This window comes from Roseateles sp. P5_E11, from assembly GCF_054049355.1.
Window position 1 is genome coordinate 16,253 of record NZ_JBFUMO010000013.1, and the last position, 13,041, is coordinate 29,293.

Below are 13,041 nucleotides of genomic sequence, written 5' to 3' on the forward strand. Positions count from 1 at the left end.
CGGCAACATCGAAGGGAACCTCATGGCTGACAGCGACAAGACGAGCGACAAGCTGTTCGCGGGCTCGATCCCGAGGCTCTACGACACCTTGATGGTCCCGCTGATCTTCGACGGCTATGCCGCCGACACGGCGGCGCTGGTCGCGGCCGGCTCGCCGCGCACCGTGCTCGAAACGGCCGCCGGCAGCGGTGCGGTCACCCGCRCGCTGGCGCCGAGACTCGGCGCCGCCGCGCGCTACGTGGTGACCGACCTGAACCAGCCCATGCTCGACTACGCCGCCAGCCAGCAAGGCGCCGACAGCCGCATCGAATGGCGGCAGGCGGATGCACTGGCCCTGCCCTTCGACGATGGCGCCTTCGACGTCGTCTGCTGCCAGTTCGGTGCGATGTTCTTTCCTGATCGCGCCGCCGGCTACGCGGAGGCACGGCGCGTGCTCAAGCCCGCTGGGCGCTTTGTCTTCACCGTCTGGGACCGCATCGAGGAGAACGCCTTTGCCGACGAGGTCACTCACGCCGTCGCCACGGTGTTTGCGCACGACCCGCCGCGCTTTCTCGCCCGCACACCGCACGGCTATCACGACGTTGCGCTGATCCGCGCGGACCTGAGTCGCGCGGGCTTCACCGAGATCACGATCGACACGCGCGCGAAGCTGAGTCACGCATCCTCGGCTCGCGCCGCCGCCACGGCCTATTGCCAGGGAACACCGCTGCGCAACGAGATCGAGGCACGCGACGCCAGCCTGCTCCAGCTCGCCATCGACCGTGCCACCGATGCGATCGCCAGCCGCCACGGCGAAGGCGTGGTGGCGGGCAAGATCCAGGCCCATGTGATCGTGGCGGCGGGATAGCGGTTGCCGCACAGTGCCGCAGGTGACAGCCCCTCACCGCGCCGGCCGCGCAGAATCGCCGCACCGCTTGGAGCCGTCATGACCGCACGCGCCACCTTCACCCGCATGGACGAAAGCAGCCGCGAAGACTGGGGTCTCATCGTGCCCGAGGCGATGAAGATGGCCCGCAGCCTGCCTGACCGCGTGCTCGAGCATCTGCGCCTGCTGGACGGCGACTTCGGCGGCTTCCCGGTCGACCGGCTGACGCACTGCCTGCAGACCGCCACGCTGGCCCATCGCGACGGGCGCGACGAGGAGTACGTTTGCTGCGCGCYGCTGCACGACATCGGCGACACGCTGGGCTCGTTCAACCACCCCGACATCGCCGCCGCCATCCTCAAGCCCTTCGTGACGGAAGAGAACCTGTGGATGGTGCAGCAGCACGGCATCTTCCAGGGCCACAACTTCTTCCACCACATCGGCCTGGATCGCGACATGCGCGAGCAGTTCCGCGGCCATCCGCATTTCGGGCGCACGGCCGAGTTCGTCGAGCGCTACGACAACCCGGCTTTCGACCCGCACGCCCAGGCGCTGCCGCTGGCGTTCTTCGAGCCGATGCTCAGAAGGCTGATGGCCCAGCCGCGCCAGTCGGTCTACAAGGCGGCGATGAAGGCTTAGGCCTTTTGGTTGGCTTTCACAGCCGCCTTGATCAAGGCTTTCAGCGCCGCCTTGTCGATCTTGTCGCCTTCCTTGAAGTCGATGGCGCGACGCACATTGCCTTCCAGGCTGGAGTTGAAGAGACCTTTCGGGTCGGCCAGCGAAGCGCCCTTGGGAAAGGTCATCTTCACGGCGCTCTTGTAGGCCTCGCCGGTGCAGACGATGCCGTCATGCGACCACACCGGATTGCTCCATTTCCACTCCTCGACGATGTCGGGGTCGGCCTCGTGGATCAGCGCCCGCAGCGCGGCCAGCATCTCGCTGCGCCAGCCGCCCAGGCTCTCGATGCGTTCGTCGATGAGGGCTGCGGCCGGCGGCGTGGGGTTTGATGTGCTCATGGCACCGAAGCTTAGCCAGCTTCTCTGAAGGTGATGCCGGCATGCTTCTCGTCGTAGAAGGCCATACGGCCCTTCAGTGCGGCGTGCTCGTCATAGGGCGCTTCATAGGACCAGATCGCGTCCTTGAGGCTGCGACCGCTCTGGGTGATGCTGTAGTAGCTCGCATCGCCCTTGAAGGGGCAGTGGGTCTGGGTGTCGCTGCGTTCGAGCTTGTCGACCTGGACGCTGTCGCGCGGGAAGTACAGGCGCGGCGGCGCGCCGGCCTCGTCGACACGGATGACGTCGTCGGACTCGGCGACGACCTGACCGTCGATGCTGGCCGTGACCCGGTGGGCGACACGGGTCTCGGCAACGGTGTGTTCGGGATGGTCACGGTGACCGGGGGATTTGCTCATGGGGGTCCTTTCATGCGTCAACGGCGACGGCCCGTCCCGCGGCAATCGCCGTTCCTAGCGCCGCAACATCAGCAAGCCCAGCAGCAGGAAGATGGCGTACAGCGCCCTCTGGAACATCAGGGTCGGCAGGCGCTCGCGCAGGCGCGCGCCGAGCGCCATGCCGGCAAACGCCGCGCCCAACGCCACGCCGCTGGCCCAGGGGTCGGGCGGCGCTGCCGCATCCAGGCCGCCCAGCCGTGCAGCCAGGGCGAGGGAGGCCAGCATGAAACTGATGCCCAGAGCCTGGATCAAGGCGCCCCGCCGCAACTGCAGGGATTGCAGAAAAGGCACCATGGGCAGCACGAAGACGCCGGTGGCCGCGCTGACCGCACCGCCGAGCAAACCGGCCAGCGCACCTAGCCAGCCGGCATGCCGGCCCAGGTCCGGCAGCCGCGGCCGGCACAGACCAAACACGCCATAGGCCACCAGCACTGCGCCCAGCGCCAGCCGCGCGCCGCCATGGCCCGTGCCGAGGCTGGGCACCGGGGCGAACAAYGTGCCCAGCACCAGGCCGGTCCACAGCGGCCAGAGCCGCCGCCACAGCCCGGCCGCGTGCGGGCCCAGGCACTGGGCGACATTGGTCAGCAGCGCCGGCAGCAGCATCAGCGCGGCGGCCGGTGCCGCCGGCAGGTGCAGGCTCAGCAATGCCATCGCCAGCGTGGGCAGGCCCATGCCAGACACACCCTTGACGAGGCCCGCCAGCAAAAACGCCAGTGCCACCCAGCCCAGCAGGCTCGCCGACAGCCATTCGATGTCATCCATGCCGACATGGTCCGCGCGCCGGCCACCTGCGTCCATCGCGCAAAGCCGCGCCTATCCTCAGGCATTGCCGAAGGATGAGCCATGACCGCACGCAACCCCCACTACCGCATCGACCCCTTCGACCTGCGCCTGTTCGCTGCCGTGGCTGAAGGCCACACCATCACGGCCGGTGCACGGGCCGTGCACCTGTCCCTGGCGGCCGCGAGCACGCGGCTGCAGGCGCTGGAGCGGGTCGTGGGCGCGGTGCTGATGCAACGCGCCAAGACCGGCGTCACGCTGACCGACGCCGGCCGCACGCTGCTGCGCCATGCGGGTCGGCTGCAGCGCGAGATGGAGGCCTTGCACGCCGGCATGGCCGCGCATGCGCACGGCGTGCGCAGCACGGTGCGGCTGCTGTGCAATACCGCGGCGATCAGCGAGCATCTGCCGCCGCTGCTCGGCCCCTTTCTCGCAGCCCACGCGGACATCGACGTGGAGCTGCGCGAACTGGACAGCCAGGACGTGCTGTTCGCCATGCGCCAGGAGCGCGCGGACCTCGGCATCGTGGCCGACTACGTCAATACCGAAGGATTGGCGACGCGCCCCTTTCGTCGGGACGAGCTCGTCGCCGTGCTGCCCGCCGCATGGGTGAAGGGCCGGGCACGGGACATCGCCTTCACCGAGTTGCTGGCCCAACCTTTCGTCGGGCTGCCGGCAGAGGCGGGCCTGAGCCGCTTCCTGCAGGCCCGCGCGCTGCAGCATGGCCGTGGCCTGCACCACCGCGTGCAGGTGCAGGGCTTCGACGCCATGCTGCGCCTCGTCGCCGATGGCGTCGGTGTGGCTGTCGTGCCGGCACTGACCGCGGCGCGGCTGGCTGGTCCACGTGTCCGTGTCCGCCGGCTGAGTGATGCCTGGGCCGTGCGCCAGTTACTGCTGTGCTTCGGCGAACTCACGCCCGGCGCCGCCGCGCTGCTCGATGCTCTAGTCGTGCAATGAGGACAGGAACTGCTTGAGCTCCGGCGTCTGCGGCGCCCCGAAGAGCGCGGCCGGCGGGCCGATCTCGTGCACGCGGCCCTGGTGCATGAAGATGACGCGGTCCGCCACCTTGCGGGCGAAGCTCATCTCGTGCGTGACCATCAGCAGCGTCATGCCTTCGTCGGCCAGGGTCTCGACGACGCGCAGCACCTCGCCCACCAGCTCCGGGTCCAGCGCCGAGGTGATCTCGTCGCACAGCAAAACCGCCGGCTCCATCGCCAGCGCGCGGGCGATGGCCACGCGCTGCTGCTGGCCGCCGGAGAGCTGGTCGGGCATGGCGTCGAACTTTTCGGCCAGGCCGACACGGCTGAGCAGCTTCGACGCCTGCTCGGCCGCCTCGTGCGCGCTGCGCTTCTTCACCAGCGTCGGCGCCAGCATCACGTTGCGGCCCACGCTCAGGTGCGGAAACAGATTGAAGCCCTGGAAGATCATGCCCACCTGCTGGCGCAGCGCGCGCATGGCCATCGCGCTCTCGTAGAGCAGCGGCTTGCCATTGACGGTCAGCGAGCCGTCCTGGAACTGCTCCAGCCCGTTGATGCAGCGCAGCAGCGTGCTCTTGCCGGAGCCGCTCTTGCCAATGATGGCAATGACCTCGCCGCGCAGGACGTCTAGGTCGATGCCCTTGAGCACCTCGTTGGCGCCATAGGACTTGCGCAGCGCGGTGATGCGCACGATGGGGGCGCCAGGCACGACGGGCGCGGCCTGCAGGTCTTCAAGTTGGGCGGCCATGGGCTTTGCCTTCCAGATGTTGTGCCAAGAGGCTGACGGGGAAGCACAGCGCGAAGTACAGCAGCGCCACGCAACCGAAGACGAGGAAGGGCTTGAAGCTGGCGTTGGCGATCATGCTGCCCGCCTTGGTCAGCTCGATGAAGCCGATGACCGACGCCAGCGCCGTGCCCTTGATGACCTGCACCAGGAAGCCCACCGTCGGCGCGATGGCCAGGCGACCGGCCTGCGGCAGGATGACGTGGCGCAGCTGCTCGCCAAAGCTCAGCGCCAGGCTGCGTGCCGCCTCCCACTGGCCGCGCGGCACGGCGTCCACGCAGCCGCGCCAGATCTCGACGAGGTAGGCGCTGGTGTAGAGCGTCAGCGCCAGTGCCGCGGCCGTCCAGGCCGACACCTCCAGGCCCAGCAGGGCCAGGCCGAAGTAGGCGAGGAAAAGCTGCATCAGCAGCGGCGTGCCCTGGAACAGCTGGACGTACAGCGCGATGGCGCGCCGGGTGCGGGCGCCCATGCCGATGCGCAGCGTCAGCAGCAGGCCGCCCACCACGCCACCGCCGATGAAGGCGATGGCCGACAGGGCCACCGTCCAGCGCAGCGCCAGCAGCAGGTTGCGCACGATGTCCCAGAGGGTGAACTCGATCATGCCGACCGCCTTCCGAAGATGAAGCGCGGGCCGGCCCAGCTCAGCAGCTTGCGCGCTGCGATGGCCAGGGCCAGATAGGCCAGCGTCGCGATGATGAAAGCCTCGAAGGCGCGGAAGTTGCGGCTCTGGATGAGGTTGGCCGCATAGCTCAGCTCCTCGGTGGAGATCTGCCCGCAGACGGCCGAGCCCAGCATGACGATGATGATCTGGCTCGTCAGCGCCGGCCACACGCGCTGCAACGCCGGCGGCAGCACGACGCGCGTGAACACCTGCACGGGACTGAGCGCCAGGCTCTGCGCCGCCTCCCACTGCCCACGCGGCGTGGCCTGGATGCCGGCACGCAGGATCTCGGTGCCGTAGGCGCCCAGGTTGAGCGTCATCGCGATCAGCGACGCAGCCTCGGGCGACAGCTTCACGCCCGCAGCCGGCAGGCCGAAGAAGATGAAGAAGAGCTGCACGATGAAGGGCGTGTTGCGCAGCAGCTCGACGTAGGCACCGAGCAGGCGGCGCAGCCACACCGGGCCGCTGGCGCGCGACCAGGCGCCCAGCGTGGCGATGAGCAGGCCCAGCGGCGTCGCGATGAGGGTGAGCCCCAGCGTCCATGCCAGGCCCTTGAGCAGCAGCGGCCATTCGGCCAGCACCGCGAGGAAATCGAAGCTGATCATGGCTTCGCTCGCTTCGCGTCAGAGCGGCAGGTCGCCGGTGCCACGGCCCAGCCACTTCTTGGACAGCGCCTCCAGCTCACCGGCCGCCTTGGCCGCCGCGATGATGTCGTTGACCTTGGCCAGCAGCGCGTCCTCACCCTTGGCGACGCCGACGAAGCACGGGCTGTCCTTGAGCAGCAGCTTGTATTCGGTGTTCAGCCCCGGGTTGCGCTGCATCAGATTGCCGGCCACGGCGGCGCTGGTGGCCAGCAGCTGGGTCTGGCCGGCGGCAAAGGCGGCGATGGTGGCGTTGTTGTCCTCGAAGCGCTTGTATTCCAGCGTGGCGGGTGCCACCTTGGCCAGCTCCTGGTCCTCCATCGCACCGCGTGTGACGGCCACGCTTTTCCCGCCCAGGTCGGCCCACGTCTTGATCGGCAGGCTCTTGGCCGCGAACACGGCCTGGTAGAAGGGTGCGTAGGCGGCGCTGAAGTTGATGACCTTCTCGCGCTCGGGGTTCTTGCCCAGCGTCGAGATGACCAGGTCGGCCTTCTTGGTCTGCAGATAGGCAATGCGGTTGGCGCTGGTCACCGGCACCAGCTCCACCTTGACGCCCAGCTTGGCCGCGATGAGCTGGGCCACCGCCACGTCCAGGCCCTGCGGCGCCATGTCGGGGCCGACGAAGCCGTAGGGCGGGTAGTCCGTCGGGATGGCGATCTTGATCGCCTTGCTCTTCGTGATGGTGTCCAGCGCGGTCTGGGCCTGGGCAGCGGCGGCCAACAGGCTCAGGCCGGCGATCAGCGTCAGGCGGCGGGAAAGCGTCAAGGTCATAGCAGGGCTCCTAGGTAGGCGGGTTCGGCGGTGGAGGAAGTCGTGGAAGGCAGCGGCGCGAGGGCTTCGCGCAGCTGCTGCAGCGGGTCGTCGTCGGCGGGCAGGCGCAGCGCGGCCTGCACGCTGGACAGGTGCTCGGCCATCAGCGCCTCGGCGCGGGCGCTGTCGCCTGCGGCCAGGGCTTCGACGATGGCGACGTGGTCCTGGCAGGACAGCGCCGCGTCGTGGGAGGACTGGTAGCGCATCGCGATCAGCGTCGTGCGCGCCGTGACGTCGCGCAGCGTGTCGGCCAGCAGGCTGTTGCCCAGGCATTCGGCCAGGCAGACATGGAAGTCACCGAGCAGGAAGCTGCGCGTGCCGACGTCGTCGCCGCGCAGCGCCGCCTGTTCCTGCTGCAGATGCTGGTTGAGCCGCGCGATCGCGTCGGCGGGCAGTTGCGGTTGGCCGCGGATCAGGCCCAGTTCGATGACGCGGCGCGCTTCGAAGGCCTCGCGCACCTCGTCCGGCGTTGGCGCGATCAGATACCAGCCGCGCCGCGCGCTGACGGTGACGATGCCGCGCGCCGCCAGCCGCGTCAGCGCCTCGCGCACGATGGTGCGGCTGCAGTCGAACAGCATCGCCAGCTGTTGCTCACCCAGCCGCGCGCCAGGCGCGAGCTTCTGCGCAAGCACCGCTTCGATGATGCGCTGGCTGATGTCGGTGGCCGAGATGCCCATGGCGGGGGCTTTGCAGCTTCCATGCCAGCGCTCATCTGGCTTGTATGCAAGTCATGCGCACAAAACTGGGCCGGCTGGGCGCCTTGTCGCACCGGCGCGGTGCGGAACAGCCCCAATGCGGATCGGGTCGTTCCGCATCGGCTAGCTTCATTCCTTTTGGAAGGCTTGCCATGGACCTGCAACTGAAGAACCGCCTCGCCCTCGTGTCGGGCAGCACGGCCGGCATCGGCCATGCCATCGCACAGTCCCTGGCCGCCGAGGGCGCACGCGTCATCGTCAATGGCCGCATGCAGCCCGCGGTCGACGCCGCCGTCACGTCGATCAATGCCACCACCGGCCAGGAGGTGTTCGGCTTTGCGGGCGACCTCAGCCAGCCTGACGTGGCCGAGGCGTTGGTGCGCGCGCACCCCGGCATCGAGATCCTGGTCAACAACCTGGGCATCTTCGAAGCCAAGCCTTTCGAGGACATCCCCGACGCCGACTGGCAGCGCTTCTTCGACGTCAACGTGCTCAGCGGCGTGCGCCTGGCGCGGCTGGTGCTGCCGGCGATGAAGGCGGCCAACTGGGGCCGCATCATCTTCATCTCCAGCGAAAGCGCCGTGCAGATCCCGGCGGAGATGATTCACTACGGCATGACCAAGACGGCCCAGCTCGCCGTCTCGCGTGGCCTGGCCGAGTCCCTTGCCGGCACCGGCATCACCGTCAACAGCGTGCTGCCCGGCCCGACGCGCTCGCGCGGCGTCAATGAATTCGTCGAGCAAGTCTCCCACGGCAAATCCTTTGCCGAGTTCGAGACCGAGTTCTTCGAGAAGGTCAGGCCGACCTCGCTGATCAAGCGTTTCGGGACGCCCGAGGAAGTGGCGTCCCTGGTGGCCTATGTCGCCAGCCCCTTGGCCTCGGCCACGACGGGGGCGGCGCTGCGGGTGGATGGGGGGACGACGAAGAGTGCGTTTTAGGGAGGCCAGTCCGGCGCTATAGGCTGCTTCAAGCTGGAAGGGGACATGGGACATGCAGGAAGCGGAGGCGCATTGAGCGCGGCGCCGAAACCCAACGCCTGAAACGAGCGTGCATGTAGAGCTGCCATCTCGCACCTACTTCGCCTCACGTGGGGCCGCCTGCAACAGCTCCATCAGCTCCTTCTTCCAAAACTTTGCCTGGAAGACCGTGCCGTGGCCCGCAGTCTGGTCGGACGCGGGTATCAGCAGGGCACGGCCGTTCTTCACGCGCTTGATGTCGCGCTCCATCACGCCCAGTTCGGGTGGATTGCGCTCGTCATCGGCTGAATTGATGGCCAACAACGTGGCCGTGATGCGCTCAAGCCCGGCGGCCGGGTTGTAGTCACGTGACGACTCCCATTGGTAGAGCACGTCGTTGGCGTCGGCACTGTAGGCGGCGGCCAGGCGGCTATTGACGAGCTCATCCGCCTTGGCCCGCACCGGTGCGATCTTGTTGAGTGCCTGGTTGCCGCCACTGGTAGCCAGGCCATAGAAAACCGAGGCGAACTGCGCGCTGCGTGGTTGTTTGGTGTAGCCGCCGTTGAGCCAATCGGGGTCGTTGCGGATGGAGTCGATGATGAGGCGCCTGAGCATCCAGTTGCGGCCGGACATCTCCACCGGCAACGAGGCCATGGGTACTGCGGCGTCCATCATGTCGGGGTACTTCTGGGCCAGGAGCCACGTCTCCATACCGCCCATCGAGAAACCCAGCACCAGCCGCAGGTGGCGTATGCCCAAATGCTCGGTCAGCAACCGATGCTGAGCGTCGACCAGATCGTCGTAGTTGTACTTGGGGAAAGCCATCCGAAGCCCATCGGACGGCTTGCTCGATTTGCCGTGCCCGATGGCGTCGGGCAGCACGATGAAGTAGCGGCTGGCATCCAGCGGCTGACCCGCACCGAACAGCTCACCGGCAAAGGCGGCAGCGAGCATGCTGGTGCCCGACTGCGTGGTGCCATGCAGCACCAGGACCGGCTCGCCCGTCGGCGCGCCGACGGTCGTGTAGTGAATGCGAAGCTCGGAAAGCACCTCGCCCGTATGGAAGCGAAAGTCCCGCACCACCCAGTCGCCCTCCTTGACTGCGGGAGCGTCCGCGGCGTCGGCGGACAGAACGGTGAATGCGGTCAGGGCGAGCGTGGCAACACTGATCACCCACTTCAAGCCGACATCGGGAATCATGTTGGGCTCCTCTTGGCATGCGGCACTTGCACCTTGGATTGGGCCCGACTGCGTCCCGGCCAAGGATGCCCCAGCCCTTACTTTGGCCTGCCAGTGGAGCGTGTCTGAAGCGRCAACACGAGCTGGAAAACCCTCCTTGCCGGGCAACCGTGGCGAGGCGCTATCTCAATCGACTCGCATGAAGTCTTCAGCGGCGACCCGTCGCACGAAGTGCGCGGCTTTCGAGATCGTCACGTCTCGCCCATCGCCGAACTGCCGCGCCGAAATCCCGGGATTGGCGTGCCGGTCGAATGCCCGCTATAGGCGGCGGATTCAACAGGTCAACGCAACACATTCGCTGAATCTCTCAGCGAGCGTTTGGAAGCCGAGCGTTTTGCGCGGCCTCTCGTTCAATTGTCTTGCGATCGAGTTGAGCTGTAGTTGGGTTAGCCAGAGATGTCGATGCCCTTTGGCAGGTATTCTTTCCATCAACACCCCTGCTGCGCACAAAGACACTTGAGTCCCATGCTCGACTAACAGCTCGTTTGCGAAGTTCGCTACGAACTTGACCCCCATCGACTGGACGAGTTCGCGGACTACGCCCGCACCTGGGTCCGCCTCATCCGCCGCCATGGCGGCATCCACCACGGCTTCTTCATGCCACGCGAGGCGCCGGCTGGGTCAGCCATGAGCTTCGCGAGCCTGGGCGCCACCGGCCCCGCAAACGAAGCCGTCGCCCTGTTCGCCTTCTCTGACGACGACGCCTACCGCCGCTACCGTGAAAGCGTGGCGGCCGACCCTGAAGGGATAGAGGCCAATACGCGGTTCGCGGACCCGCCCTTCAAGAGCTATCGACGATGCTTCCTTGAGCCGGCGAGCGAGTAGGTCTCCCAATCGAAAATGGCCGGGCAGGTCTCAAACCTTGAATCGAGAGAAGAGTCGGCTTCAAGGACCTGCGTGGACACGGCGCAAGCGCCACAACGCAACGCCGAATACGACCAGACCAACTGCCAGCGCTGGCACCAGGGTCACAACGAGGTTGCCGTCCGGCGTGGCCCACGACACGGCACCCGCAGTGACCAAGGCCGCGACAGTCCCGAGCACGATGGCCGGCCATCTGGCTTTCCGACGCTCGCCCTGATTTGCGCTGTTCATGGCTGAGCGAGCGCCTTGGCCAGAATCGGCAGGCTGACGTCCATCCGATAGTCGACCGCCGTATGGTCGTCGCTGAATTCCTCATACACATGCGGCACGTCCATGGCGAGAAGCCGCTTGTGCATTCGCCTGGCGCCATAGACCAGGTTGTATTGGTCGACATCGCCGCAGTCGATGTACAGGGCCTTGAGCGCGACCAGTCCGCGCCCATGCTCTTCGACAAGGCTCAACGGGTCCCAGGCCATCCAGTTCGCCCAGCGCTCGGGAATCAGCTCGCAGGTATCCAGCGTCACCGGCAGGCGAACGCCATAGGGAACTGAAGGATCCGGGTCGAAGCTCGCCGCCTGAGCCAGCATCATGAGGATGTGCACGTCGCTGTCCTTGACCTTCTTGGCCTGCCAGAAGGCGTCGACCCACGCGCCGATCTCGGGTTTCTTGGCGAGCGCCCGAAGCACCGGAACGAATTCGTGTCGATAGAGAAGCTCGAACCCCATGTCGCCGGAATGCACGGCCGCCGCACTCCAGAAGTCCGGATGCAGCAGCGCATGGACCATCGCGCCGTAACCTCCGCTGGACTTGCCGAAGATGCCTCGCCGGCCCGGCCCGCCGCAGCCAAAGCGGGCTTCGACGAAGGGCACTGCCTCAGCCCGCAGGAAATCGTCCCAGCGTCCTACCGCGGCCGAATTCACATATTGATTGCCACCGAGGCGCGTGAAGCAGTCCGGGAAGGCCACGACGACGGGCGGCATGGCGCCGGTCGCAATCAAGCGGTCGAGCCGCTCAGGCAGGTTCTCGCCAAAATTCTTCCAGTTGGTGTGCGCCGGCCCGCCCGCGGTGAACCCCACGATATCGACCAGCAGCGGCAGGCCGCGGCCGTCATGCCCCGCCGGAACGTAGACGTCGATGGCGCGCAGCGTGGGGTCGCCGAGCAGATTGCCAGCGAGCACCTGGCTGTCAATCGCCAGGCGATGGACCGCACCGGCGGCCATGTTCGAGGTTGTGCGCATCCTGATCGTCCTACCCAAAGCCGAATTGTTCGCCCGCTGCTGACGTTAGCTGCTCGCCGCCCGAGGATAGTCGCGCGTCGGCAGTCGGCCCACCCCAAAGCCGACACCGGCCAGTGACCCGCAGCGCGGAATCAATCCGTGCTCTTCGCAAGGCGAGCTGCGAGCTTCATGAGCGTGGGCACACGCTTCCTGCCGTGCATGGCGCGCAATCGCGCCTTGGCCGCGCCAATGTCGATGCCCGCGCACGTCACCAACAGCGGCGGCGTTTCCTCTTCTCGCATGACCTCGAACTGCGCCGAAAGGCCCGGCAAGCGCCGCTTCGAAATACCCACGATGGGCACCTTGCCACCCAGCGCGTGATACAGGTGCTGGCCAAGGCCCGGCGTTTCGTCAGCATCCAGATGGACAAAGCCGTCAACCAGGATGAGCTCCGGTTCCAGGCTGTGCTCGCGCAGCAGTTGCATCACACAGGGCAGCTCTCGCAGGTCGAGTTCTCCTCGCACGGCCTTCTCGACATGGGTGATGTGCGAGATGTAAGTCTGCGTCGCTTCCGCGGCATCCCAGGCGTCGAAGGCCGCAGCGGCAGCATTCGCCTGCGCGCCATCGAAATGAACAGCCACTACGAGTTTCATGCAGGAGTATGAGCCGCTCTGGGAGTGCCGCCGGCTGAAGCCTCCTGCGTTCGCCCTACGATGCACGGCGTCAGCGTGGCGACGCTGGTAAACGCACGGCCGCAGCCGTCCCTGTGAGGGGTGCAGGCTTCGAAACCAGCCGCTGACACCTTGCCTTCTTTTATCCCATGCCGCTTCTTCTCATCATCGACATGCAGGTCGGCATGACCTGGCCCCATTCCGGCGTGCGCAACAACCCGCAGGCCGAGGTGCAGATCGCCCGCCTGCTGGACGCCTGGCGCCGCGCCGGCGCACCCATCGTGCACGTTCGCCACATCTCCCGCACACCCGGATCGCCGTTCTGGCCGGGCCAGCCCGGCGCGGAGTTCCAGCCTGCCCTGGCGCCGCGCGACGACGAGCACGTCGTCGAGAAGAACGTGCCCGATGCCTTCACCCACAGTGGCCTGGAG

At 67.1% G+C, this 13,041-nt stretch carries 16 protein-coding genes and 2 pseudogenes; 6 read left to right on the forward strand and 12 right to left on the reverse strand.

Annotated elements, in window-relative coordinates:
• The first annotated feature begins 22 nt into the window (after positions 1-22).
• Both ACXJKR_RS02190 and ACXJKR_RS02195 read left to right on the forward strand, forming a co-directional pair.
• Positions 23-847 (forward strand): class I SAM-dependent methyltransferase, encoded by an 825-nt coding sequence (locus tag ACXJKR_RS02190; protein ID WP_457320365.1) that lies wholly within the window; start codon positions 23-25, stop codon positions 845-847.
• 78 nt (positions 848-925) lie between these two features.
• The gene (locus ACXJKR_RS02195) at positions 926-1,504 is read left to right on the forward strand and encodes an HD domain-containing protein (protein WP_457320367.1); all 579 of its coding nucleotides are present in this window, start codon (positions 926-928) and stop codon (positions 1,502-1,504) included.
• Here the strand turns inward: ACXJKR_RS02195 and ACXJKR_RS02200 are convergent.
• From ACXJKR_RS02200 to ACXJKR_RS02210, 3 genes are read right to left on the reverse strand one after another with little or no spacing between them, the layout of a single operon-like run.
• Positions 1,501-1,881 (reverse strand): DUF1801 domain-containing protein, encoded by a 381-nt coding sequence (locus ACXJKR_RS02200; protein WP_457320369.1) that lies wholly within the window; start codon positions 1,879-1,881, stop codon positions 1,501-1,503. The genes ACXJKR_RS02195 and ACXJKR_RS02200 overlap by 4 nt on opposite strands.
• A gap of 11 nt (positions 1,882-1,892) precedes the next feature.
• Positions 1,893-2,276, reverse strand: a complete 384-nt coding sequence (locus ACXJKR_RS02205; RefSeq protein ID WP_457320371.1) for a DUF427 domain-containing protein — start codon at positions 2,274-2,276, stop codon at positions 1,893-1,895.
• Between the two features lie 54 nt (positions 2,277-2,330).
• Positions 2,331-3,077, reverse strand: coding sequence for a sulfite exporter TauE/SafE family protein (locus ACXJKR_RS02210; protein WP_457320372.1), 747 nt, complete (start codon positions 3,075-3,077; stop codon positions 2,331-2,333).
• Between the two features lie 81 nt (positions 3,078-3,158).
• Here ACXJKR_RS02210 and ACXJKR_RS02215 point away from each other — a divergent pair, with 81 nt between their 5' ends.
• The gene (locus ACXJKR_RS02215) at positions 3,159-4,052 is read left to right on the forward strand and encodes a LysR substrate-binding domain-containing protein (protein ID WP_457320374.1); all 894 of its coding nucleotides are present in this window, start codon (positions 3,159-3,161) and stop codon (positions 4,050-4,052) included.
• On the opposite strand, the gene ACXJKR_RS02220 is transcribed toward ACXJKR_RS02215, so the two are convergent.
• From ACXJKR_RS02220 to ACXJKR_RS02240, 5 genes are read right to left on the reverse strand one after another with little or no spacing between them, the layout of a single operon-like run.
• The gene (locus ACXJKR_RS02220; RefSeq protein WP_056205419.1) at positions 4,038-4,820 is read right to left on the reverse strand and encodes an amino acid ABC transporter ATP-binding protein; all 783 of its coding nucleotides are present in this window, start codon (positions 4,818-4,820) and stop codon (positions 4,038-4,040) included. The genes ACXJKR_RS02215 and ACXJKR_RS02220 overlap by 15 nt on opposite strands.
• Positions 4,804-5,457, reverse strand: a complete 654-nt coding sequence (locus ACXJKR_RS02225) for an amino acid ABC transporter permease (RefSeq protein ID WP_457320376.1) — start codon at positions 5,455-5,457, stop codon at positions 4,804-4,806. The genes ACXJKR_RS02220 and ACXJKR_RS02225 overlap by 17 nt, the downstream gene beginning before the upstream one ends.
• Complete coding sequence (locus ACXJKR_RS02230) at positions 5,454-6,122, reverse strand: amino acid ABC transporter permease (protein ID WP_056205422.1); 669 nt, start codon at positions 6,120-6,122, stop codon at positions 5,454-5,456. Before ACXJKR_RS02230 ends, ACXJKR_RS02225 begins: the two co-directional genes overlap by 4 nt.
• 18 nt (positions 6,123-6,140) lie before the next feature.
• A complete protein-coding gene (locus tag ACXJKR_RS02235) occupies positions 6,141-6,929 on the reverse strand; it encodes a transporter substrate-binding domain-containing protein (protein WP_056205423.1) in 789 nt (262 codons plus the stop codon).
• Entirely contained in the window at positions 6,926-7,645 is a 720-nt protein-coding gene (locus tag ACXJKR_RS02240; protein ID WP_457320378.1) for a GntR family transcriptional regulator, read from the reverse strand. Before ACXJKR_RS02240 ends, ACXJKR_RS02235 begins: the two co-directional genes overlap by 4 nt.
• 170 nt (positions 7,646-7,815) lie before the next feature.
• Between ACXJKR_RS02240 and ACXJKR_RS02245 the strand changes: the two genes are divergently transcribed.
• Positions 7,816-8,601 (forward strand): SDR family NAD(P)-dependent oxidoreductase, encoded by a 786-nt coding sequence (locus tag ACXJKR_RS02245; RefSeq protein WP_457320379.1) that lies wholly within the window; start codon positions 7,816-7,818, stop codon positions 8,599-8,601.
• A 135-nt stretch (positions 8,602-8,736) separates the two neighbouring features.
• Here the strand turns inward: ACXJKR_RS02245 and ACXJKR_RS02250 are convergent, their stop codons facing one another.
• Positions 8,737-9,819 carry an alpha/beta fold hydrolase gene (locus ACXJKR_RS02250; protein WP_457320385.1) on the reverse strand — a complete coding sequence of 361 codons (1,083 nt, stop codon included), beginning with the start codon at positions 9,817-9,819 and terminating at the stop codon, positions 8,737-8,739.
• Between the two features lie 312 nt (positions 9,820-10,131).
• Positions 10,132-10,283 (reverse strand): annotated as a pseudogene (locus ACXJKR_RS02255) (IS30 family transposase); the annotation flags it as partial.
• An 82-nt stretch (positions 10,284-10,365) separates the two neighbouring features.
• On the opposite strand from ACXJKR_RS02255, the pseudogene ACXJKR_RS02260 reads away from it, so the two are divergent.
• A pseudogene (locus ACXJKR_RS02260) lies at positions 10,366-10,683 on the forward strand (NIPSNAP family protein); the annotation flags it as partial.
• Between the two features lie 266 nt (positions 10,684-10,949).
• Here the strand turns inward: ACXJKR_RS02260 and ACXJKR_RS02265 are convergent.
• Both ACXJKR_RS02265 and ACXJKR_RS02270 read right to left on the reverse strand, forming a co-directional pair.
• Complete coding sequence (locus ACXJKR_RS02265; protein WP_056205432.1) at positions 10,950-11,960, reverse strand: alpha/beta hydrolase; 1,011 nt, start codon at positions 11,958-11,960, stop codon at positions 10,950-10,952.
• A 131-nt stretch (positions 11,961-12,091) separates the two neighbouring features.
• Positions 12,092-12,592 carry an endonuclease V gene (locus ACXJKR_RS02270; protein ID WP_457320381.1) on the reverse strand — a complete coding sequence of 167 codons (501 nt, stop codon included), beginning with the start codon at positions 12,590-12,592 and terminating at the stop codon, positions 12,092-12,094.
• 167 nt (positions 12,593-12,759) lie between these two features.
• Between ACXJKR_RS02270 and ACXJKR_RS02275 the strand changes: the two genes are divergently transcribed.
• On the forward strand, positions 12,760-13,041 hold a 282-nt coding region (locus tag ACXJKR_RS02275; RefSeq protein ID WP_457320383.1), incomplete at its 3' end, for an isochorismatase family protein.

Excerpts from the sequence above, each read along its gene's own strand:
- ACXJKR_RS02200 (WP_457320369.1), bottom strand. The coding sequence starts at position 1,881 with ATGAGCACATCAAACCCCACGCCGCCGGCCGCAGCCCTCATCGACGAA.
- ACXJKR_RS02205 (WP_457320371.1), bottom strand. The coding sequence starts at position 2,276 with ATGAGCAAATCCCCCGGTCACCGTGACCATCCCGAACACACCGTTGCC.
- ACXJKR_RS02215 (WP_457320374.1), top strand. The coding sequence starts at position 3,159 with ATGACCGCACGCAACCCCCACTACCGCATCGACCCCTTCGACCTGCGC.
- ACXJKR_RS02220 (WP_056205419.1), bottom strand. The coding sequence starts at position 4,820 with ATGGCCGCCCAACTTGAAGACCTGCAGGCCGCGCCCGTCGTGCCTGGC.
- ACXJKR_RS02225 (WP_457320376.1), bottom strand. The coding sequence starts at position 5,457 with ATGATCGAGTTCACCCTCTGGGACATCGTGCGCAACCTGCTGCTGGCG.
- ACXJKR_RS02230 (WP_056205422.1), bottom strand. The coding sequence starts at position 6,122 with ATGATCAGCTTCGATTTCCTCGCGGTGCTGGCCGAATGGCCGCTGCTG.
- ACXJKR_RS02235 (WP_056205423.1), bottom strand. The coding sequence starts at position 6,929 with ATGACCTTGACGCTTTCCCGCCGCCTGACGCTGATCGCCGGCCTGAGC.
- ACXJKR_RS02240 (WP_457320378.1), bottom strand. The coding sequence starts at position 7,645 with ATGGGCATCTCGGCCACCGACATCAGCCAGCGCATCATCGAAGCGGTG.
- ACXJKR_RS02245 (WP_457320379.1), top strand. The coding sequence starts at position 7,816 with ATGGACCTGCAACTGAAGAACCGCCTCGCCCTCGTGTCGGGCAGCACG.
- ACXJKR_RS02250 (WP_457320385.1), bottom strand. The coding sequence starts at position 9,819 with ATGATTCCCGATGTCGGCTTGAAGTGGGTGATCAGTGTTGCCACGCTC.
- ACXJKR_RS02265 (WP_056205432.1), bottom strand. The coding sequence starts at position 11,960 with ATGCGCACAACCTCGAACATGGCCGCCGGTGCGGTCCATCGCCTGGCG.
- ACXJKR_RS02270 (WP_457320381.1), bottom strand. The coding sequence starts at position 12,592 with ATGAAACTCGTAGTGGCTGTTCATTTCGATGGCGCGCAGGCGAATGCT.